Below are 21266 nucleotides of genomic sequence, written 5' to 3' on the forward strand. Positions count from 1 at the left end.
GCCTGTCACCGCCTGCCTCTAGGCTCCCGCTCAACCGTCTTGGCCAAGGGGAGTGTCCGCAATGAAGAATCATGCCAGGGTTGTCGTCATCGGCGGTGGGGTCGTCGGCTGTTCGGTGCTTTATCACCTGACCAAGTTCGGCTGGACGGATGTGGTGCTTCTCGAACGCTCGGAGCTCACCTCCGGCTCCACCTGGCATGCGGCGGGCGGCATGCATACCATCAACGGCGATCCCAATGTCGCCAAGCTGCAGAAATACACGGTCGAACTCTACAAGGAGATAGAGGAGTATTCCGGTCAGGACATCGGCCTGCACATGACCTCCGGCCTGATGCTGGCGGCGACGCCGGAGCGCTTCGACTGGATGAAGTCACTGCTCGCCAAGGGCAAATATGCCGGCGGCGAGGCGCGGCTGATTTCTGCCGAGGAAGCCTACGAGATGATGCCGCTGCTCGATCCCAGGCAGTTCGTCGGCGCCGTCTTCGATCCGCACGAGGGCCATCTCGACCCTTACGGCACGACCCATGCCTATGCGAAATCCGCGAAGAAGAACGGTGCCGAAATCTATCTCCATACCAAGGTGGAGGAACTGCTGCAGATGCCGGATGGCACCTGGCGGGTGATCACCGACAAGGGTGAGATCCGCGCCGAGCATGTGGTCAATGCCGCCGGCCTCTGGGCGCGCGAGGTGGGGCGCATGGTGGGGCTGGAACTGCCGGTGCTGGCCATGGAGCACATGTACCTGATCACCGAGGATATGCCGGAGGTGATCGACTTCAACCGCACGACCGGCAGGGAGCTGATGCATTGCGTGGATTTCGACGGCGAGATCTATATCCGCCAGGAGCGCAACGGCATGCTGATGGGCACCTATGAGAAGGATTGTCGTCCCTGGTCGCCGATCGAAACGCCCTGGAGTTTTGGGCATGAACTTCTGGCGGAAGATCTGGAGCGCATCACGGGCGAACTGGAAGTCGGCTTCCGCCACTTCCCCGCCTTCAACAATGCCGGCATCAGGAAGATCATCAACGGCCCCTTCACCTTCTCGCCGGATGGCAATCCGCTGGTCGGACCGGTGCGCGGCATGACGAATTTCTGGTCCGCCTGCGCCGTCATGGCCGGCTTCAGCCAGGGCGGCGGCGTGGGGCTGGCGCTTGCCAACTGGATCATCGAGGGCGATCCGGGCTTCGATGTCTTTGCCATGGATGTCTGCCGTTACGGCGACTATGCGACGCTGGCCTATACCAATGCCAAGGTGCGCGAGAATTACTCGCGCCGCTTCTCGATCCGCTATCCCAACGAGGAACTGCCGGCGGCGCGCCCGCTGCTGACGACGCCGATCTATGACCGGTTGAAGGCGGAAGGGGCGGTGTTCGGCGCGTCCTACGGTCTGGAAACGCCGCTGTGGTTCGCGCCGGAGGGGGTGGAGGACCGCTTTTCCTGGCGTCGCTCCACCGATTTCGACCATGTCGGCACCGAGGCGCGGGCGGTGCGCCAGAGCGTTGGCCTGATGGAAACCTCGGGCTTTGCCAAATATTCCGTCAGCGGCGAGGGGGCGGCGGCCTGGCTCGATCACATGCTGGCCGGCAAGGTGCCGCCGGTCGGCAGAATGGCACTCTGCCCGATGCTGAACGAGGCCGGCAAACTGATCGGTGACTTCACGCTCGCCAATCTCGATGACGAGGATTTCCTGCTGATCGGCTCCGGCATTGCCGAGGATTACCACATGCGCTGGTTCGAGAGCCATCTGCCGGATGACGGGTCGGTGGAAATCGACGCGCTCGGCCTCAGCCTTGTCGGGCTGGCGATTGCCGGGCCGAAGGCGCGCGCGGTGCTGCAGAGTCTGACGCATCTCGATCTCTCGTCCGAAGCCTTCCCCTTCATGGCCATCCGCGAGATGGATCTCGGCATGGCGCCGGTGCTGATCGGCCGCGTCAGCTATACCGGCGATCTCGGTTACGAGATCTGGATGCGGCCGGAATACCAGCGCCATGTCTTCGAAACGCTCATGGAGGCAGGCAAGCCCTTCGGCATCCGCCTGTTCGGCCTCAGAGCTCTGAACGCGCTCCGGCTGGAGAAATCCTATGGCAGCTGGTCGCGCGAATATCGCCCGCTCTACGGGCCGCTGGAAGCCGGCCTTGGCCGCTTCGTGGCGCTGAAGAAGGAGGCAAACTTCATCGGCAAGATGGCCGCCATTGAGGAAAAACTGTCGGGCGGCGCACTCAGGCTCGTCACCTTCACGGTCAAGGCGCGCGATGCCGATGTGCTGGGTGACGAACCGATCTCGCTGAACGGGGAGGTCGTCGGCTGGGTCACCTCCGGCGGCTATGCCCATGCGGCGGGGTGCTCGGTGGCAATGGGCTATGTGCCGAAGGCGCATGCGGCGGTTCGCGACGGCTGGCAGATCGAGTTGCTCGGCGAAATGCTCGAGGCGACTCTGCAACCCGTTCCCCTCTTCGATGCCGATGGATCACACATGCGTCATGGATGAAAAGCCGGCATTTTGATCAATTAGTGCCGATTTTCTGGGTTTTCTGGGCTGTTTCGCGCCAGAAGTCCGGGCCGCCTGGGGGTAATTGCCGGGGATACATCATTTTGACTTCCCTTTTTGAGGGAAAGCGGTATGAAATTTCCAACACTCAAGAACCCGTAAGGGCCACACATACAAGAGACGCGGCTGTCGTTTTCGTGGACCGCGTCCGGGGGAAAATTAATGGAGTATTTCATCCAGCAGCTCCTGAACGGGCTGACTCTTGGATCCATCTATGGCTTGGTCGCAATTGGCTATACGATGGTTTATGGCATCATCGGCATGATCAATTTTGCCCATGGTGACATCTTCATGCTCGGCGGCTTCGCCGCCCTGATCGTCTTCCTGGTCCTGACATCCTTCATCGCCGGCGTTCCCGTGGCGCTTGCGCTTCTGATCATGATGGTTGTCGCGATGCTGGTGACCAGCCTGTGGAACTGGACGATCGAACGCGTCGCCTACCGGCCGCTGCGCGGCTCCTTCCGTCTGGCGCCGCTGATCACCGCGATCGGCATGTCGATCGTCCTGTCGAACTTCATCCAGGTGACGCAGGGCCCGCGCAACAAGCCGATCCCGCCGCTTGTCAACGATGTCTTCCACTTCGGTGAAGTGACGGTGTCGCTGAAGCAGCTGGTAATCGTGCTGGTCACGGCGGTGCTGCTCACCATTTTCTGGTACATCGTCAACAAGACGCCGCTCGGCCGCGCCCAGCGCGCCACCGAACAGGACCGGAAAATGGCCGCGCTGCTCGGCGTCGACGTCGACCGGACGATCTCGATCACCTTCATCATGGGCGCCTCGCTCGCCGCTGTCGCCGGTACGATGTACCTGATGTATTACGGGGTCGCTTCGTTTGCCGATGGCTTCATTCCGGGCGTAAAGGCCTTCACCGCAGCCGTTCTCGGCGGCATCGGCTCTCTGCCGGGCGCCGTTCTGGGCGGGTTGCTGATCGGCCTCATCGAATCCCTCTGGTCCGCTTATTTCTCCATTGCCTACAAGGACGTGGCGACCTTCGCCATCCTCGCCTTCGTGCTGATCTTCAAGCCGACCGGCATCCTGGGACGTCCCGAAGTGGAGAAGGTGTAATCCATGCCGAACACAAATTCCACTGCCAAGGAAACGGCACCGGGCGTGATGGCCCAGGCCGTTAAGGAAGGTCTCCTTGCCGGCGTTCTGGCCTTCGGCATGTTCCTGCTCTATGTCGGGGTCGAGACCTATCAGAACATCGACAATGCGCTGGTCTGGCGCATGCGCTGGGGCCTGCTCGCCATTTTCGTGGCGATCGCCGCCATCGGCCGCTTCCTGGTCGTCGGCTTCGTCAAGCCGCATATCGACCGGCGCAAGCTGGCCAAGGCCAAGGCCGGCATTCCCGAGGTGTCGGACGAGAAGGGGTTCTTCCACAGGCACTTCCTCAAGATCGCGCTGATCTTCCTCGTGCTCTATCCGCCGATCATCGTCAGCCTGAACGGCGTGCAGGGATCGTTGAAATATGTCGACAATTTCGGCATCCAGATCCTCATCTACGTGATGCTTGCCTGGGGTCTGAACGTCGTCGTGGGCCTCGCCGGCCTGCTCGATCTCGGCTACGTGGCCTTCTATGCGGTCGGCGCCTATTCCTACGCGCTGCTGTCGGATACGTTCGGGCTGTCCTTCTGGCTGCTTCTGCCGCTGGCCGGCATCCTGGCCGCCTTCTGGGGCATCATCCTCGGCTTTCCGGTGCTGCGGCTGCGCGGCGACTACCTGGCCATCGTCACGCTTGCCTTCGGCGAGATCATCCGCCTCGTGTTGATGAACTGGACCGAGGTAACGGGTGGCACGGCCGGCATCTCCGGCGTCGCAAAGGCCTCCATCTTCGGCATCTGGTCCTTCGATGTCGGGGCGGACAACAATTTCGCCAAGGTATTCGGCCTGCCGATGTCGTCCGCCTACTACAAGATCTTCCTGTTCTACGTGATCCTGGCGCTGTGCCTGATCACCGCCTATGTGACGATCAAGCTGCGCAGCATGCCGATCGGTCGTGCCTGGGAAGCCTTGCGCGAGGACGAGATCGCCTGCCGTTCGCTCGGCATCGACACTGTCAAGACCAAGCTGACGGCCTTTGCCATCGGCGCCATGTTCGGGGGCTTTGCCGGTTCGTTCTTCGCCGCCCGCCAGGGCTTCGTCTCGCCGGAAAGCTTCGTCTTCCTCGAATCCGCAGTCATCCTTGCCATTGTCGTGCTCGGCGGCATGGGGTCGCTGACGGGCATCGCGATCGCGGCCGTCGTCATGATCGGCGGCACCGAGCTTCTGCGCGAGATGGAATTCCTCAAGCACGTGTTTGGCGAGGATTTCACGCCGGAACTCTACCGCATGCTGCTCTTCGGTCTGGCCATGGTAGCGGTCATGCTGTTCAAGCCGCGCGGTTTCGTCGGCTCGCGTGAACCGACGGCCTTCCTCAAGGAACGCAAGGCCGTCTCCGGAAGCTTCACCAAGGAGGGTCACGGCTGATGACCTCCGGAAATACGACCATGACACGCGATACCATTCTCAAGGTCGAGCATCTGTCGATGCGCTTCGGCGGGCTGATGGCGATCAACGACCTGTCGCTTGAAGCCAGGCGTGGCGAGATCACCGCGCTGATCGGTCCGAACGGCGCCGGCAAGACGACCGTGTTCAACTGCATCACCGGTTTCTACAAGCCGACCATGGGCATGATCACCATGAACCGGCGCAACGGCGAGCAGCACCTTCTCGAACGCCTCTCGGATTTCGAGATCACCAAGAAGGCCAAGGTTGCCCGTACGTTCCAGAATATCCGGCTCTTCTCCGGCCTCACGGTGCTGGAAAATCTGCTGGTGGCGCAACACAACAAGCTGATGAAGGCCTCCGGCTACACGATCATGGGCCTGCTCGGTCTCGGTTCCTACAAGCGGGAGGCGGAAGGCTCGATCGAGCTTGCCCGCCAGTGGCTGGAAAAGGCCGATCTCATCGATCGCGCCGACGATCCGGCCGGCGATCTGCCCTATGGCGCGCAGCGCCGTCTGGAGATCGCCCGCGCCATGTGCACGGGGCCGGAGCTTCTGTGCCTCGACGAGCCGGCCGCCGGCCTCAACCCCAAGGAATCGCTTGCCCTCAACACGCTGCTCAACAGCATTCGTGACGAGACCGGCACCTCGATCCTGCTGATCGAGCACGACATGTCCGTGGTCATGGAGATCTCCGACCATGTCGTCGTTCTGGAATACGGCCAGAAGATTTCCGATGGCACGCCGGACCATGTGAAGAACGATCCGAAGGTCATTGCCGCCTATCTCGGTGTCGATGACGACGAGCTGGAAGACGTGATACATGAAGAACTCGACGGGGGCTCGCACTGATGTCCGCCAACGCTAATTCCAATGTCGAGCCTCTTCTGAAGGTCAGCGGCGTCGAGACCTATTACGGCAGCATCCGCGCGCTTGCCGGTGTTGACGTGCATGTCAACCGGGGCGAGATCGTCAGCCTGATCGGCGCCAACGGCGCCGGCAAGTCGACGCTGATGATGACGATCTGCGGCAGCCCGCAGGCCCGCCATGGTTCCGTCGTCTTCGACGGCACCGACATCACCAGGATGCCGACGCATCTGATCGCGCGCCGCCGCATCGCCCAGTCTCCGGAAGGTCGCCGCATCTTTCCGCGCATGACGGTCTACGAAAACCTGCAGATGGGCGCCGGTCTCGACAACCTGAAATATTTCGACGAGGACGTGGAGAAGATCTTTACGCTCTTCCCGCGCCTGAAGGAGCGCCAGAGCCAGCGCGGCGGAACGCTCTCCGGCGGCGAGCAGCAGATGCTGTCCATCGGTCGCGCGCTGATGGCCCGTCCCAAACTGCTGCTGCTGGACGAGCCATCGCTCGGTCTGGCGCCGCTGATCGTCAAGCAGATCTTCGAAGCCATCAAGGTCTTGAACGAGAAGGAGGGGCTGACCGTCTTCCTCGTTGAACAGAACGCATTTGCGGCGCTGAAGCTGTCGCATCGCGCCTATGTGATGGTGAACGGCAAGGTGACCATGAGCGGGTCCGGCAGGGAACTCCTGGCCAATCCTGAAGTGCGCGCCGCCTATCTGGAAGGCGGGCGCCACTGAGGCGCATCGGGGAGATTGGATATGCAAGGTCTTTTCTTTGAAAGCGATACGGGCGCGCGTTACGTGCTGCGCTTCATCGTGCTGCTGCTCGGCTTCTGGACTGCATGGCGCACCGGTCGCGCCGTTGCGGAGGGCTGGAAGGAACCGCCGCTCGTCTTCGCCTATGTGCTGCTGCTGGGTGTGCTGCTGCGCTTCCTGCACTTTTCGCTGTTCCAGGGGCCGTTCCTCGCCCCCGGCTATTATCTCCTCGATGTGGTGCTGCTTCTCCTGTTCGCCATGGCCGGCTTCCGGCATCGGCGCACGAGCCAGATGGTGGAGAACTACTACTGGCTCTACGAGCGCAGCGGCACCTTCTCGTGGAAGAAGAAGAATTGACAGGCTGAGGCTTTCGGCCTCAGATTGTTGTGAAAAGGGAACCAGTTACCGGCGCAGGGGTGGTGGGTCTTGCGCACGGTTCTTACACCGACCCGCTCAAAAAACTGGGAGTAACATTATGAAGAAGTCTCTTCTCTCGGCAGTGGCGCTGACGGCCGTCGTGGCCTTCGGCGGTTCTGCCTGGGCCGATATCCTCGTCGGCGTTGCCGGCCCGCTGACAGGCCCGAACGCAGCCTTCGGCGCACAGCTCCAGAAGGGTGCGGAACAGGCGGCAGCGGACATCAACGCGGCTGGTGGCATCAACGGTGAAAAGATCAAGATCGTGCTCGGCGACGACGTGTCGGACCCGAAGCAGGGCGTTTCCGTGGCCAACAAGTTCGTGGCTGATGGCGTGAAGTTTGTCGTCGGTCACTTCAACTCGTCGGTTTCGATCCCGGCTTCGGATGTCTATGCCGAAAACGGCATCGTGCAGATCACGCCGGCCTCGACCAACCCGAAGTTCACCGATCGCGGCCTGTGGAACACCTTCCGCACCTGCGGCCGTGACGACCAGCAGGGCGCGGTTGCCGGCCAGTACATCGCCGAAAAGTTCAAGGGCGTTCCGGTTGCCGTCGTTCACGACAAGACCACCTACGGCCAGGGCCTCGCTGACGAAACCAAGAAGGCGATGAACAAGCTCGGCGTCAAGGAAGTCATCTACGAAGGCATCACCGTCGGCGACAAGGACTTCTCGGCGCTGATCTCCAAGATGAAGAATGCCGGCGTCGGCATCGTCTATTTCGGCGGTCTGCACACCGAAGCCGGCCTGCTGATGCGCCAGATGGCCGACCAGGGCGTCAAGGCTCCGCTGATGTCCGGCGACGGCATCACCTCCAACGAACTGGCCTCGATTGCCGGCGACGCCGTCAACGGCACGCTGATGACCTTCCCGCCGGATCCGCGCCAGAACCCGAACGCCAAGGACCTCGTCGAGAAGTTCCGCAAGGCTGGTTTCGAGCCGGAAGCCTATACGCTCTACTCCTACGCCGCCATGCAGATCTTTGCTGACGCCGCCAAGGCTGCCAAGAGCAACGACCCGACCAAGGTCGCAGAAGCCATGAAGGCCAAGGGTCCGTTCAAGACCGCCATCGGCGACATCGGCTTCGACGCCAAGGGCGACATCACCCGTCCGGACTATGTCATGTACGAGTGGAAGAAGGGTCCGGACGGCAAGTACAGCTACTTCCAGATGTAAGATCGGGCCGAAGGTTTCTGACCTTCGCCTCTCTTCGGAAAGCCCGGCTTCGCGCCGGGCTTTTTGCGTCTTTCCTGCAGGACGCTCATCGACTGCAGGCGGGAACGGCCTGCAGGTCAACGGTTCTAAGCACCACTGGCGCCTTTGCCCGGCGGAGAGGTTGGAGCCGCGCCCTCAGGGGGCCCTGCCGAGCCGGGCCAGAATCATCGCGGCTCTTTCCTTGACACTGACCTTCGGCAGGAGGACGGTCTGATAGCCGAGCCTTGGAAAGAGTGCGGCAAGGCGCTGGTACTCGGCAATCGCCGCCTCCAGCCCGTGGCGGCGTTCGGCATCCGGTGCATAGAGTTCGGGCCAGGGCGGCGTGAGAAAGACGGTCTCGTGATAAGGGTGCTGCCGGCAAAGATCGAGAACCGTCTCCTCGCCGCTGGCATGGGCAAGCGCTGCTGCGGCATCGATCAGGCTGCGGTCGAAGAACACCCATCCCTCGGCATGCCGGGCCCTTTTGCGATCGCTGAGAGCCATGTCGATTGCCCAGCGGGCGAAGGCCGGCATGTCGAGCCATGGCAGCGCGCTGCCGCCCGATGCCTGTTCCTCTGCCACGATCCGTCGGCCGGGCTCTTCGATGATTGCATGGCCGAGGCGGGAGAGTTCGGCCAGCAGCGTGGATTTTCCGCCGCCGGAGCAGCCGGACAGGATGACGAAGCGGTTCATGGTTCTCCTCCAGGTCAGGTGAAAACGCGAACGCTGGCGCCGTCTGCCCCCGATAGGCGCCAAGGCGGTGACCGGGCGCCGGCGGGCGTCGTTGCGTGGACAGGATCTAGTGTGGCGCAAGCTATGACGGCGATCACACGCTGTGCAGCACGGTCGCGGCCTTGACGGCCGCCGAAGCGCGGTTTTCCACGCCAAGCTTCACATAGATCTGTTCGAGGTGCTTGTTTACCGTGCGCGACGACAGGCCGAGGATGTCGCCGATATCCTTGTTCGACTTGCCCTTGGCGATCCACAGCAGCACTTCGGATTCCCTGAGTGTCAGGGAAAAATGCGCGCGCAGCACCGCATCGTCGGCGCGTGTGCTGCTGCCGGTGACGCGGAACAGGTATTCGTCGGCGCCGATTGCGCCGAGGAAGACGAAGTGCAGGCTGGCATCGGCGCGTTCCGCGAAGGCGAAGGTCGCCTCGCGGGAGAAGCCCGGGCGGTCGCGGCCGGCCATCCAGCCAGCAATCTGGCGCACCGCATTGTCGAGGCCGTCATCGCTCCCGGTGGCGGCATTGATCAGCCGGGTGGCCTGCGGGGTGGACCAGTGCAGGGCGCCATTGCCGCGCACCGCCAGCAGATGGCGGCCGGCGGCATCGAGCGCGACGCGGGCGCTCTGCGCCGAGCGGGCGTTGGACAGGTGGACGCGGATGCGGGCGCGCAATTCGTCGATATTGATCGGCTTGGTCAGATAGTCGACGCCGCCGCTCTCCAGCGCGTGCACCACATGTTCGGTCTCGGTGAGCCCGGTCATGAAGATCACCGGCACCTGCGAAATGGCCGGATTGGCCTTCAGCCTGCGGCAGGCGGCAAAGCCGTCCATGCCGGGCATCACTGCGTCGAGCAGGATCAGGTCCGGCGTGATGCGGTCGACGATGTTGAGCGCCGACTGGCCGGAGGTGGCGATCAGCACGGAAAAGCCGGAGGCCTCCAGCGCCTCGGTCAGAAAGCCGAGCGCTTCGGGACTGTCGTCCACCAGCAGCACGATATCGCGGGGCAGGGCCATGTCAGACATCGTCGGCAACTCTTTCCTCGGTGAATCGGTTGAGGAAGGTCCTATAGCCCGAGAGGTCGAAGGCTTGAACATAGGACGCGAGGGCCTCGGTGAAGGCAAGGTTTTCCGGCAGGCGGGCAAGCTCCGCGAGCTTGGCCTCGATGCCACGGATATAGCCGATCTCGCCCAACTGGATCAGGTCCTCCACATGGCGGCGGCCTGGGCTTTTCGGTTCCGCAAGCCGGGAGGCGGCGGGGACGGCGGACGGCGCAACCTCGTCGTCATAGATCCAGGTCAGTCCCAGATGCAGCGCCAGCTTGTCGGAGAGCTGGCGGATGTCGACGGGCTTGGCGAGCGTATCGTTGTGGCCGTCGCCTTCGCGGCGCACCGAGGCGCCGTCGCCGATATTGGCCGACAGCATCAGGATCGGTGCCGTCTGGCCGCCTTCGCGCAGCCGCGCCACCAGCTGCCATCCGGTCATGCCGGGCATCAGGATGTCGACCAGGAAAAGGTCGGGCTTCACCCCCTCGATCAGCGTCAGGCAGTCCGGCCCGTCCTTTGCCGTCAGCACCACGAAATCCATCGGCGTCAGCACCTCGCGCATCAGGTCGCGATGGTCCTCGTTGTCGTCCACCACCACGATGGTGCGCCGCGGTCCGGTATGGGAGACGATCCGCCGCGCAGCCGCCGGCATGGTGCTGGGGCGATCGACGGCCGACAGCATCAGCCGCACGCGGAAGGTGGAGCCTTCACCCTTGCGGCTGACGACGGAGATTTCCCCGCCCATGGTGTTGGTGAGCAGTCGCGTGATGGTGAGCCCGAGGCCGAGGCCCGGCATCGGCCGCACATTGTCTGCCTCGCCGCGCTGGAAGGGTTCGTAGATGCGGCCGAGATCCTTTTCCGCAATGCCGCAGCCGGTATCGGTGATGGTGAAGGTTGCCACCTGGCTGCGATAATCCACTTTGAAGCGCACGCTGCCGGCTTCGGTGAACTTGATGGCATTGGAGAGCAGGTTGACGAGGATCTGGCGCAGGCGCTTCTCGTCGCTGCGCACGTAATGCGGCAGGCTGCGTGCCCGCTCGTGGATGAAATCCAGCCCCTTGGCCTGGGCCTGCGGGCGCACCATCTCCACGATCTGGTCGAGAAAATCCTGGATGTTGATCTCGTTGGAATAGACCTGCAGCTTGCCGGCCTCGATCTTGGAAATGTCGAGCAGCCCGTCGATCAGGCCGGAGAGATGGTCGGCCGAACGCTTGATCACCCTGATCGCCGACTGGCGCGGCTGCGGAATGCTCTCGTCGCGTTCGAGGATCTGTGCATAGCCGAGAACCGCATTCAGCGGCGTGCGCAGCTCGTGGCTGAGGCCCACGACATAGCGGCTCTTGGCGCGGTTGGCAGCTTCCGCCGTTTCCTTGGCCTTTTGCAGCGCGGCATCCGTTTTCTTGTGTGCGGCGATTTCCTTGAGAAGCAAGGTGGTCTGGCGTGAGGATTCCTCCTCCGCCACCACCCGGCTGTCATGCGCCAGCACGAAGAACCACGAGACGATGCCGGCAATGATGGCAAATACGAAGAACACGATCAGGATCGTGCCATAGATCACATCGGCATTGGCCGGCATGCTGTCGCTGACTTGATAGGCGATCATCGCCATGATGCCGCCGATCAGCGAGATCGACAGGATCGCCGTCATCGCATAGCGGCCGAGTCGGGTCATCAACCGCTCCACCACCTGGTCGGAGAGGAAGGAGCGGGCGACGCTGCCGATCTGCGCCTTCATCTGCGCCTTCGGCTTGCACATGTCGTGGCAGCGGCTGTCGAGCGAACAGCAGAGCGAGCAGATCGGCGCGGCATAGGCGGGGCACCAGGCCATGTCTTCCGGCTCGAACGGATGTTCGCAGATGGAGCAGGTGATGGCCGTCAGGTTTTTCCAGGCGTGGCGCGGCTTGCGCGCCAGGTAGAAACGACCATTGGTGCCCCAGGCGATCAGCGGCGAGATGAGGAAGGCGGTCAGCGTCAGATAGGTGGAGAGCGAGGCGGCGAGCATGCCGAACAGCCCGAAATGCGCCGACAGCGCAATCGCCGTGGAGCCCAGCATGGCGCCGAGCCCGACCGGGTTCAGGTCGTAGAGATGGGCGCGCTTGAACTCGATGCCGGGCGGCGACAGCCCCAGCGGCTTGTTGATGAAGAGATCGGCCGAGATGGTGCAGAGCCAGGCCATGGCAATGATCGAGAAGATGCCGAGCGTCGCTTCCAGCAGCCGGTAGATGCCGATTTCCATCAGAAGCAGCGCGATCGCCACGTTGAATATCAGCCAGACGACGCGGCCCGGATGGCTGTGGGTGAGGCGCGAGAAGAAATTCGACCAGGCCAGCGATCCGGCATAGGCATTCATCACGTTGATCTTCAGCTGCGAGACCACGACGAAGGCCGCCATCAGCAGAAGGGCCGCCGTATCGTTGGGGATCATGTAGCCGAAGGCGGTCAGATACATGTGGGCCGGATCGCCCGCTTCGAGCGCCGGCACGCCGGTCGACAGCGTCAGCACTGCCAGAAACGAGCCGGCCAGCAGTTTCGGCACGCCGACCACCACCCAGCCGGGGCCGGCCAGGAACACGGCGAGCCTATGGCGCCACTTGCGCTGCCCCTCCGCCGGCAGGAAGCGCAGGAAATCCACCTGCTCGCCGATCTGCGGCATCAGAGCCAGAATGACCGCCGAGGCGGCGCCGAACTCCACCAGATTGAACGGCGCCGGGCTGCCCACTACCGCGTTCGAATGGTTGATGCCGGCGAAGCTGCGCCAAAGGTCGAACTTTTCCCAGTCGGAAAAGGCGATGAACAGGAAGGGCAGGATGTTGAGGATGATCCAGAACGGCTGCGTGGCCAGCTGGAAGCGCGAGATCAGCTGCACGCCATAGATGACCAGCGGAATGACCACGGCGGCGCTGATGATGTAGCCGATCCAGGGCGGAATGCCGAAGGCCATCTTCAGCGCCGCCGTCATGATCGAGGCCTCGATGGCAAACAGCATGAAGGTGAAACTGGCATAGATCAGCGAGGTGATGGTGGAGCCGATATAGCCAAAACTTGCGCCCCGCGTCAGAAGATCGATGTCGACGCCGTGGCGGATCGCATAGCGGCTGATCGGCAGGCCGACGACGAGCATGGCGATGGCTGCAGCCAGGATGGCGAAGAAGGCATTGGTGGTGCCATAGGACAGCGTGATCGCTCCGCCGATCGCCTCCAGCGCGAGGAAGGAAATGGCGCCGATGGCGGTCTGCGAGATGCGGCTGGAGGAAAAGCGCCGGGCGCTCTTGGCGGTGAAGCGCAGCGCATAGTCTTCCAGCGTCTGGTTCGCGACCCAGCGGTTATAGTCGCGCCGGACCGGAATGATGCGTTGCCGCGCTGCCATGCGTGCCTTGCCGTCCATTTGTGCATGATGATGGTTTGGGCAGTTTCAGGGGTTTGCTGCGGATTTGCAAGCCGGATTCCCGTTTGCCACAACTGTGACACAGGCTCTTGCAAGTGCTGGGGTGCTCACCATTTCAGAAGGCGTAGCAGAACGCCCGGGGTCTTGTCTCCCTCAGGTTCCTCGGGTCCCGTCAACTTTCATTCTTGTGTGGCCTCCCGTGAAACCCTCTTCAGCCAGCGTTTCTCCGAATGAACAGACTTTTGGCACCCAGGGCATCGCGCCCATGGACCGCCCGAGCCGCATCACCCGCTTCTTCATGGCGATCGTCGCCTGGGCGGAAGGTCTCAATCTGAAATATGCCAGGCTGGGCAATCCCCCGGTCTATGACAACGCGACGTTCCCCTGGGCCGCGGAGATCGAGAAGGCCTATCCCGCCATTCGTGCGGAACTGGACCAGATCCTGAAGCGCAAGGACGAGCTGCCGAGCTTCCAGGACATTTCCACCGATGTGAAGACCATTTCCACCGACAACAACTGGAAGACCTTCTTCCTGCTGGGTTTCGGCCTGAAGTCGGAGCAGAACATCAAGGCCTGCCCGGAAACCTGGAAGGCGATGCAGAAGATCCCGGGGCTGACCACGGTGATGTTCTCGATCTTCGAGCCCGGCAAGCATCTGCCCGCCCATCGCGGCCCCTATAACGGCGTGCTGCGCCTGCATCTCGGCATGATCGTGCCGCCGCAGAGAGACAAGATCGCCATTCGCGTCAAGGACCAGATCTGCCACTGGGAGGAGGGCAAGGTGCTGATCTTCGACGATGCCTATGAGCATGAGGCCTGGAACCATTCCGACCAGACCCGCGTGGTGCTGTTCGTGGATTTCGTCAAGCCGCTGAAGTTCCCGGCCCGCCTGGTCAACTGGTGCCTGATGAACCTCGCCATCTTCACGCCCTTCATCCGCGAAGGGCTGGATAACCACAACGAGTGGGAAAAGAAATTCTATGCCGAGGCGGAAAAGCTGAGAAACCGGCAGAACTGAAGGTTGCCGCGGCTTTCCTCACGCAAAATGCGCGGCTGACAGGCGCGCATTGGAAAACCGCTTCCAGAACAGTGCGGTGGTCAGCGCCATGACCACCGCGCCAAAGGCAAAGGGTGTAGCGAGTGCCGTCTCGTGGTTCGTCAGGCCTTCCGCCAGCCTGACGATGAGACCCGACAGCAGAAGCCCGAGCGGGATCGATCCCCAGGCAAAGAAGCGGTAGACGCTGTTGACGCGACCGAGGATGTGCTGCGGAACCAGACTCTGGCGCATGCTGACGGTGATCGTGTTCCACACCATCCCGAAGAATTCCGCCAGCACCAGCGCGCACCAGACCGGCGCGGCATGGCTGGAAAGGGCGATCACCGCCAGTTGAACCGTGATGGCCAGCAGGGTCAGGCGCAACGCATTGCCCGGCCCGAGCCGCCTGACCAGGGCATCCGCCATGAGGCCGCCGATGATACCGCCGGCTGCGGCGGCTGTCAGCAGCAGGCCATATTCGGCCGACGACATGCCGAGCACGTCCTGCGCAAACAGCACCAGCGCAACCAGCATCAAAAACGTCATGGCATTCAGCGCCGCCAGGGCCAGTGCCAGATCCCGCAGCAGCGTGTTGCGCCACAGAAAGCTCGCCCCTTCGCGTACCTCGGCAATCCAGTGGCGACGTTCGCCCTGGCCGTTGGCGCGAAACGGGCCCTTGATGGAATAGATGCACAGCGCCGCGAATGCGAAGCCGAAGCCGTTGGCGATGAAGGCGAGCGGCAGGGCGACCGCGATGATCAGGCCGGCAAGCGGCGGGCCGAGGAGCGAATTGCCGACAAGTTCCACACTCCACAAGCGGCCATTGGCCGCCTGCAGGCGCGAGGCCGGCACGATGGCCGGCATCAGGGTCTGGGCGCAGTTGTCGCGCAGAACTTCCGCGCAGCCATAGACGAAGGCCGTGGCAATCAGCAGCCAGTAGATGGGGCTTGCGGGAAAGCCGGCCGTGTCATCGAGCGCGAGCGGCATTGCGGCCCACACAGCAAGCCCGAGCCCGTTCAGCAGGCCGAAACGCAGCACGTCCATGGCCAGCACCAGCCGGCGCCTGTCGAACCGGTCGATGATCACGCCGGCAGGCAGGGAGAACAGCAGCCAGGGCAGGCGCAGTGCGATGCCCACCAGCGCGATCGACACCGGATCGCGCGTCAGAAGCGAGGCGACCCAGGGCCATGCAACGGTGCCGATGCCATCCCCGAGGTTGGAAATGCCGCTGGCGGTGAGGAGCGCCAGGTATCGGCGGCCGAGGGGCTCGCTGGAAGGGTGGCGGGTGGCGGGTGCATCGGTCATCAGACAGGTAGAGCACCGGCGGCGAGTCGCGGCAAGTTCCGCCTTGCTCCGCGCAGGCCCGGCACCGACGGCTGCGTGCGCTTCCCCTTTCGCCCCCTCGTGTACGTCATTTTACGTATGCCGTTTTGCGGTGCAGCAGCCGATAGTTCGTGAAGCAACGGTTAACGGCCGAACACAGGCCCGTTGCGGAACGAACGAGAAGAGGGGTTCGCACCATGAATTTCAAGGCCAGGCTCGGCGGCGCCATGCTCGCCGCCATCATGTCCACGACGGCATTCCACGGCGCCTTTGCCGCCGACGACACGATCAAGATCGGCGTCCTGCACTCGCTTTCCGGCACCATGGCCATTTCGGAAACGACGCTGAAGGACGCCATGCTGATGCTCATCGACGAGCAGAACAAGAAGGGCGGCGTTCTCGGCAAGAAGCTCGAGGCCGTCGTGGTCGATCCGGCCTCCGACTGGCCGCTGTTTGCCGAAAAGGCCCGCCAGCTGATCAGCCAGGACAAGGTCGCCGCCGTCTTCGGTTGCTGGACCTCCTCGTCGCGCAAGTCGGTCCTGCCGGTCTTCGAGGAACTGAACTCGATCCTCTTCTATCCCGTCCAGTATGAAGGCGAAGAATCCTCGCGCAACATCATCTACACCGGTGCGGCCCCGAACCAGCAGGCCATCCCGGCCGTCGACTACCTGATGAACACCGAAGGCGTCGAGCGCTTCGTTCTGGAAGGCACCGACTACGTCTATCCGCAGACCACCAACAAGATTCTCAAGGCCTATCTGATGTCGAAGGGCATCAAGGCCGAGGACATCATGGTCAACTACACGCCGTTCGGCTTCTCCGACTGGCAGACGGAAGTCTCCAAGATCAAGGCCTTCGGCTCGGCCGGCAAGAAGACCGCCGTGGTCTCCACCATCAACGGCGATGCCAACGTTCCCTTCTACAAGGAACTGGCCAACCAGGGCATCAAGGCGGAAGACATTCCGGTCGTCGCCTTCTCCGTCGGCGAAGAGGAACTGGCCGGCCTCGATACCGGCCCGCTTGTCGGCCATCTGGCCGCCTGGAACTACTTCCAGTCCGTCGATACGCCGGTCAATGCCGAATTCATCAAGGAATGGCATGCGTTCACCAAGAACGACAAGCGCGTGACCAATGACCCGATGGAAGCTGCCTATATCGGCTTCAACGCCTGGGTAAAGGCCGTCGAGGCCGCCGGCACCACCGACACCGACAAGGTGCTGGATTCGATCATCGGCGTCTCGGTCCCGAATCTCTCGGGCGGCTACTCCACCGTCATGCCGAACCACCACATCACCAAGCCGGTGCTGATCGGCGAAATCCAGGCCGACGGCCAGTTCGAAATCGTCCAGCAGACCCCCGCCGTTGTCGGCGACGAATGGTCCGACTACCTGCCTGATTCGAAGGACCTGATCTCCGACTGGCGCAAGCCGATGTCCTGCGGCAACTTCAACGTTGCCACCGGCAAGTGCGGCGGCAAGGGCAGCTGATCGCTCGGTCGGGTCCAAGACCCCTCCCAACCCTCCCCACAAGGGGGAGGGCTTTAACCCAGCCGACCCACCGAAGCCGATTGAAGCCTAGGCGGGTGCCGCAAAGTGTCTCCCCCCTTGTGGGGGAGATGGCCGGCAGGCCAGAGGGGGTAGTGCTTTGTCTGCCTCATCGTAACGCCGGTTCCGTCAGGAAAAGGTGCTGGCAGGCGGCTGAGGGGGCCTCAGACACAGCCGCCCGCCAACCGGGGACAAGAAAATGCTTATCCGTTTCATCACACTCGTTTTGTTCCTTCTTTCCATCGCCACATCCTCGCTTGCCCAGTCCGATCCGAAGGCGTTGATCGACCAGCTCGGCAAGGCGGATTTCAAGCAGGCGGAAGAGCTGATCGGCCAGATCGCCGCGACGGGGGACCCGCGGGTCGTGCCGGCGCTGAATGCCTTTGCCGAGGGTGACCTTTATGCCCGCAAGTCTGATGGGGCCGTTTTCATTACCAAGGCGGCGGGCGCCGATTTCACGCTGATCGATCCGCTCTCCGGGGAAAGTGCCGGCGAGGCGCCGAAGGGCTCCATGGTGAAGCTCAGGATCAACAACAATCTGCGCCGCGTGATCCGTTCGGCGACGGGCGGCCTGACGCTGCTGAGCCCTGACCGCGCGGTGCGCCTGCAGGCCGCCGATGCCGTTCTGCGTTCGCCCTCGGCGGAAAATCTCGAACTGGTCGAGGCCGCTCTTTCAAAGGAAACCGATGGCGAAGTGAGGGCGCGCATGCAGGAGGCGCGTGCCGTCTCCATCCTGATTTCCGAGCGCCCCGTCGATCAGAAGCGGGCGGCCATCGAGACGGTCGCCAGTCTCGGCGGACGCGGCGCGATCAGCATCCTGATGTCGGCTGCCCCGTCGCTCGATGCAGCGCTGAAGCCGGATGTGGACGCCGCCATTGCCAGGATCGAAACCACCCAGGCCTTCTGGGACATGGGACAGAATGTCTGGTACGGCCTGTCGCTCGGTTCCGTCCTGCTGCTGGCCGCCATCGGCCTTGCGATCACCTTCGGCGTGATGGGCATCATCAACATGGCGCATGGCGAGATGGTCATGCTCGGCGCCTATTCCACCTATGTGGTGCAGGAGGTGATCCGCACTTCGGCGCCCAATCTTTTCGACTGGTCGCTGGCGATTGCCCTGCCGGTCGCTTTCCTGGTGACGGCTGCGGTCGGCCTCGTGATCGAGCGCGGCGTCATCCGCTTCCTCTATGGTCGTCCGCTGGAAACCCTGCTGGCCACCTGGGGCGTGTCGCTGATCCTGCAGCAACTGGTCCGCTCCATTTTCGGCCCGACGAACCAGGAGGTCGGCAATCCGTCCTGGATGTCCGGCGCCTTCCAGCTCGGCCAGATGCAGATCACCTGGAACCGGCTGTGGATCGTCGCCTTCTCGCTGTCGATCTTCATCGGCCTTCTGGTGCTGATGAAGCGCTCCGCCTTCGGCCTTCAGATGCGCGCCGTCACCCAGAACCGCCGCATGGCCTCTTCCATGGGCATCCGCACGCCCTGGGTCGATGCCTTCACCTTCGCGCTCGGCTCCGGCATTGCCGGCATCGCCGGGGTGGCCCTCTCCCAGATCGACAACGTCTCGCCGAATCTCGGCCAGTCCTACATCATCGACAGCTTCATGGTCGTGGTGTTCGGCGGCGTCGGCAATCTGTGGGGCACGCTGGTCGGCGCGCTGTCGCTCGGCGTCCTCAACAAGTTCCTCGAGCCGTGGACCGGCGCCGTGCTCGGCAAGATCCTCGTGCTCGTTCTGATCATCCTCTTCATCCAGAAGAGACCGCGCGGCCTGTTCGCGCTGAAGGGAAGGGCGGTGGAAGCATGATCACCAGCTTCGTGTTGCGCGCACTGGAAGGTCGCATCGTCATGGCGGTTGCCGTTCTGGCGGCCGTGGCCCTGGCCGTCCCGGCCAGCAATCTGCTCCTTTCGCCCGACAGCGCCCTGCATGTCCCAACCTATGCGGTGTCGCTGATGGGCAAGTATCTGTGCTATGCGCTGCTGGCGCTGGCGCTTGATCTGGTCTGGGGCTATTGCGGCATTCTTTCGCTCGGCCACGGCGCCTTTTTTGCCCTCGGCGGCTATGCCATGGGCATGTATCTGATGCGCCAGATCGGCTCGCGCGGTGTCTACGGCAATCCGGTTCTGCCCGATTTCATGGTCTTCCTCAACTGGAAGGAACTGCCCTGGTTCTGGCATGGCTTCGACATGTTCTGGTTCGCCATGCTGATGGTGCTGCTGGTGCCGGGCCTGCTTGCCTTCGTGTTCGGCTGGTTCGCCTTTCGCTCCCGCGTCAACGGCGTCTATCTCTCGATCATCACCCAGGCGATGACCTATGCGCTGATGCTGGCCTTCTTCCGCAACGATATGGGCTTCGGCGGCAATAACGGCCTGACCGACTACAAGGATATCCTCGGCTTCTCCGTGCAGGCGGATGGCACGCGCGCCGTGCTGTTTGCGCTGTCCGCGCTGATGCTGGCGCTCTGCCTGGTGCTTGCCTCTGCGATTACCCGCTCCAAATTCGGCAAGGTTCTGGTCGGCGTGCGCGATGCCGAAAGCCGGGTCCGCTTCCTGGGCTTCCGGGTGGAAAACATAAAGCTCTTCACCTTCGTCGTCTCGGCCATGATGGCGGGCATTGCCGGTGCACTGTTCGTGCCGCAGGTTGGCATCATCAATCCCGGTGAATTCGCGCCGGCCAATTCCATCGAGGTGGTGGTGTGGACGGCGGTCGGCGGGCGCGGCACGCTGATCGGCCCGATCATCGGCGCGGTGCTGGTCAATGGCGGCAAGAGCTTCTTCACCGGCGCCTTTCCGGAACTCTGGCTCTATGCGCTGGGTGCGCTCTTCATCGGCGTGACGCTGTTCCTGCCGAAGGGCATTGTCGGCACGGTGCAGTCCGGCCTTGCCGCACGCCGTGCGATGAAGGCGGCGGCGCGGGCCGAGGCGAGTGGAAACGACGACCGGGCGCCGTCCCAGGTCCAGGCTGCGGAGTAGACGCGATGAACCTCGTCAAAAGCGAAACCCGACCGAAATCGCTTCTCTATCTCGATGGCGTCTCCGTCTCCTTCGATGGCTTCAAGGCGTTGAACTCGCTCTCCTTCGTTGTGGAGCCCGGCGAGTTGCGGGCGATCATCGGCCCGAACGGCGCCGGCAAGACGACGATGATGGACATCATCACCGGCAAGACCCGGCCCGACAGCGGCCAGGTGGTGTTCGAGGACATGATCGACCTGACCAGGAAGGACGAGGCCGATATCGCCCAGCTCGGCATCGGCCGGAAGTTCCAGAAGCCGACGGTGTTCGAAAGCCATACGGTCTGGGACAATCTGGAACTGGCGCTGAACCGCAAGCGCGGCGTGTTTGCCACGCTGTTCTACCGGCTTTCCGGGGAGGATCGCGACCGTATCGAGGAGATCCTCGCCACCATCCGCCTGACCCATCGCCGCGACGACCTGGCGGCAAGCCTCAGCCATGGCCAGAAGCAGTGGCTGGAGATCGGCATGCTTCTGGCGCAGGAGCCGAAACTGCTCTTGGTCGATGAACCCGTGGCCGGCATGACCGATGCCGAAACCGCCGAAACCGCCATTCTGCTCAAGGAAATCGCCAAGAGCCGCTCGGTGGTGGTGGTCGAGCACGACATGGGCTTCATCCGCGATCTCGGCGTGAAGGTGACGTGTCTCGCCGAAGGTTCGGTGCTGGCGGAAGGCTCGATCGATTTCGTGTCGAACGATCCGAAGGTCATCGAAAACTATCTGGGGCGGTGAGGGCGATGCGGAATTTGTTGCCTTTAACCCCCTCTGGCTGCCGCCATCTTCCCCACAAAGGGGGAGACCTTTCGCGGTACCGCCTTGGCCCAATCGGGGCGCAGGCGATGAGGCAGGGTGAGCCCCTTCCCCTTGTGGGGAGGGATTGGGGAGGGGGCTTTTTACCCAATCCCGTGCCTCACATCGTTGCAGAGGTGCCCGGCAGGGC

At 62.9% G+C, this 21266-nt stretch carries 16 protein-coding genes; 12 read left to right on the forward strand and 4 right to left on the reverse strand.

The genetic code is table 11. The features are described from left to right. Nucleotides 1-61: 61 nt before the first annotated feature. From KLP42_RS06055 to KLP42_RS06085, 7 genes are all read left to right on the forward strand, one after another. Entirely contained in the window at nucleotides 62-2491 is a 2430-nt protein-coding gene (locus tag KLP42_RS06055) for a GcvT family protein (RefSeq protein WP_215565273.1), read from the forward strand. Between the two features lie 222 nt (nucleotides 2492-2713). Further along, nucleotides 2714-3616 carry a branched-chain amino acid ABC transporter permease gene (locus tag KLP42_RS06060; protein WP_215565274.1) on the forward strand — a complete coding sequence of 301 codons (903 nt, stop codon included), beginning with the start codon at nucleotides 2714-2716 and terminating at the stop codon, nucleotides 3614-3616. A 48-nt stretch (nucleotides 3617-3664) separates the two neighbouring features. Next, nucleotides 3665-5017, forward strand: a complete 1353-nt coding sequence (gene livM, locus KLP42_RS06065; protein ID WP_502941275.1) for a high-affinity branched-chain amino acid ABC transporter permease LivM — start codon at nucleotides 3665-3667, stop codon at nucleotides 5015-5017. After that, the gene (locus KLP42_RS06070; RefSeq protein ID WP_215565276.1) at nucleotides 5017-5886 is read left to right on the forward strand and encodes an ABC transporter ATP-binding protein; all 870 of its coding nucleotides are present in this window, start codon (nucleotides 5017-5019) and stop codon (nucleotides 5884-5886) included. The genes livM and KLP42_RS06070 overlap by 1 nt, the downstream gene beginning before the upstream one ends. Continuing rightward, nucleotides 5886-6632: an ABC transporter ATP-binding protein gene (locus tag KLP42_RS06075; RefSeq protein ID WP_215565277.1), complete on the forward strand. Its 747-nt coding sequence runs from the start codon at nucleotides 5886-5888 to the stop codon at nucleotides 6630-6632. Before KLP42_RS06070 ends, KLP42_RS06075 begins: the two co-directional genes overlap by 1 nt. 21 nt (nucleotides 6633-6653) lie before the next feature. Further along, nucleotides 6654-7007 (forward strand): DUF6867 family protein, encoded by a 354-nt coding sequence (locus KLP42_RS06080; RefSeq protein WP_215565278.1) that lies wholly within the window; start codon nucleotides 6654-6656, stop codon nucleotides 7005-7007. 118 nt (nucleotides 7008-7125) lie between these two features. Beyond that, nucleotides 7126-8241: a branched-chain amino acid ABC transporter substrate-binding protein gene (locus tag KLP42_RS06085; protein WP_215565279.1), complete on the forward strand. Its 1116-nt coding sequence runs from the start codon at nucleotides 7126-7128 to the stop codon at nucleotides 8239-8241. Nucleotides 8242-8415: 174 nt separating this feature from the next. Here KLP42_RS06085 and KLP42_RS06090 read toward each other — a convergent pair whose 3' ends face one another. The 3 genes from KLP42_RS06090 to KLP42_RS06100 all read right to left on the reverse strand — a co-directional run bounded on the left by KLP42_RS06090 (nucleotide 8416) and on the right by KLP42_RS06100 (nucleotide 13397). Further along, a complete protein-coding gene (locus tag KLP42_RS06090; protein WP_215565280.1) occupies nucleotides 8416-8952 on the reverse strand; it encodes an AAA family ATPase in 537 nt (178 codons plus the stop codon). A gap of 133 nt (nucleotides 8953-9085) precedes the next feature. After that, nucleotides 9086-10009: a response regulator transcription factor gene (locus KLP42_RS06095; protein ID WP_215565281.1), complete on the reverse strand. Its 924-nt coding sequence runs from the start codon at nucleotides 10007-10009 to the stop codon at nucleotides 9086-9088. Next, the gene (locus tag KLP42_RS06100) at nucleotides 10002-13397 is read right to left on the reverse strand and encodes a hybrid sensor histidine kinase/response regulator (protein WP_215565282.1); all 3396 of its coding nucleotides are present in this window, start codon (nucleotides 13395-13397) and stop codon (nucleotides 10002-10004) included. Before KLP42_RS06100 ends, KLP42_RS06095 begins: the two co-directional genes overlap by 8 nt. Nucleotides 13398-13602: 205 nt before the next feature. Here KLP42_RS06100 and olsC point away from each other — a divergent pair, with 205 nt between their 5' ends. Next, on the forward strand, nucleotides 13603-14433 hold the full coding sequence (gene olsC / locus KLP42_RS06105) for an ornithine lipid ester-linked acyl 2-hydroxylase OlsC (RefSeq protein ID WP_353844820.1): 831 nt from the start codon (nucleotides 13603-13605) through the stop codon (nucleotides 14431-14433). Nucleotides 14434-14451: 18 nt separating this feature from the next. On the opposite strand, the gene KLP42_RS06110 is transcribed toward olsC, so the two are convergent. Further along, nucleotides 14452-15756, reverse strand: a complete 1305-nt coding sequence (locus KLP42_RS06110; RefSeq protein WP_215565284.1) for an MFS transporter — start codon at nucleotides 15754-15756, stop codon at nucleotides 14452-14454. A 215-nt stretch (nucleotides 15757-15971) separates the two neighbouring features. On the opposite strand from KLP42_RS06110, the gene urtA reads away from it, so the two are divergent. The 4 genes from urtA to urtD all read left to right on the forward strand — a co-directional run bounded on the left by urtA (nucleotide 15972) and on the right by urtD (nucleotide 21058). Next, the gene (gene urtA / locus KLP42_RS06115) at nucleotides 15972-17261 is read left to right on the forward strand and encodes an urea ABC transporter substrate-binding protein (protein WP_215565285.1); all 1290 of its coding nucleotides are present in this window, start codon (nucleotides 15972-15974) and stop codon (nucleotides 17259-17261) included. A gap of 256 nt (nucleotides 17262-17517) precedes the next feature. Then, a complete protein-coding gene (gene urtB, locus KLP42_RS06120; RefSeq protein WP_215565286.1) occupies nucleotides 17518-19122 on the forward strand; it encodes an urea ABC transporter permease subunit UrtB in 1605 nt (534 codons plus the stop codon). After that, nucleotides 19119-20288 (forward strand): urea ABC transporter permease subunit UrtC, encoded by a 1170-nt coding sequence (gene urtC / locus KLP42_RS06125; protein WP_215565287.1) that lies wholly within the window; start codon nucleotides 19119-19121, stop codon nucleotides 20286-20288. Before urtB ends, urtC begins: the two co-directional genes overlap by 4 nt. A gap of 5 nt (nucleotides 20289-20293) precedes the next feature. After that, complete coding sequence (urtD, locus tag KLP42_RS06130) at nucleotides 20294-21058, forward strand: urea ABC transporter ATP-binding protein UrtD (RefSeq protein WP_215565288.1); 765 nt, start codon at nucleotides 20294-20296, stop codon at nucleotides 21056-21058. Nucleotides 21059-21266: the final 208 nt, after the last annotated feature.

The sequence above is a fragment of the Rhizobium sp. CSW-27 genome (assembly GCF_018760785.1).
Lineage (GTDB): Bacteria > Pseudomonadota > Alphaproteobacteria > Rhizobiales > Rhizobiaceae > Neorhizobium.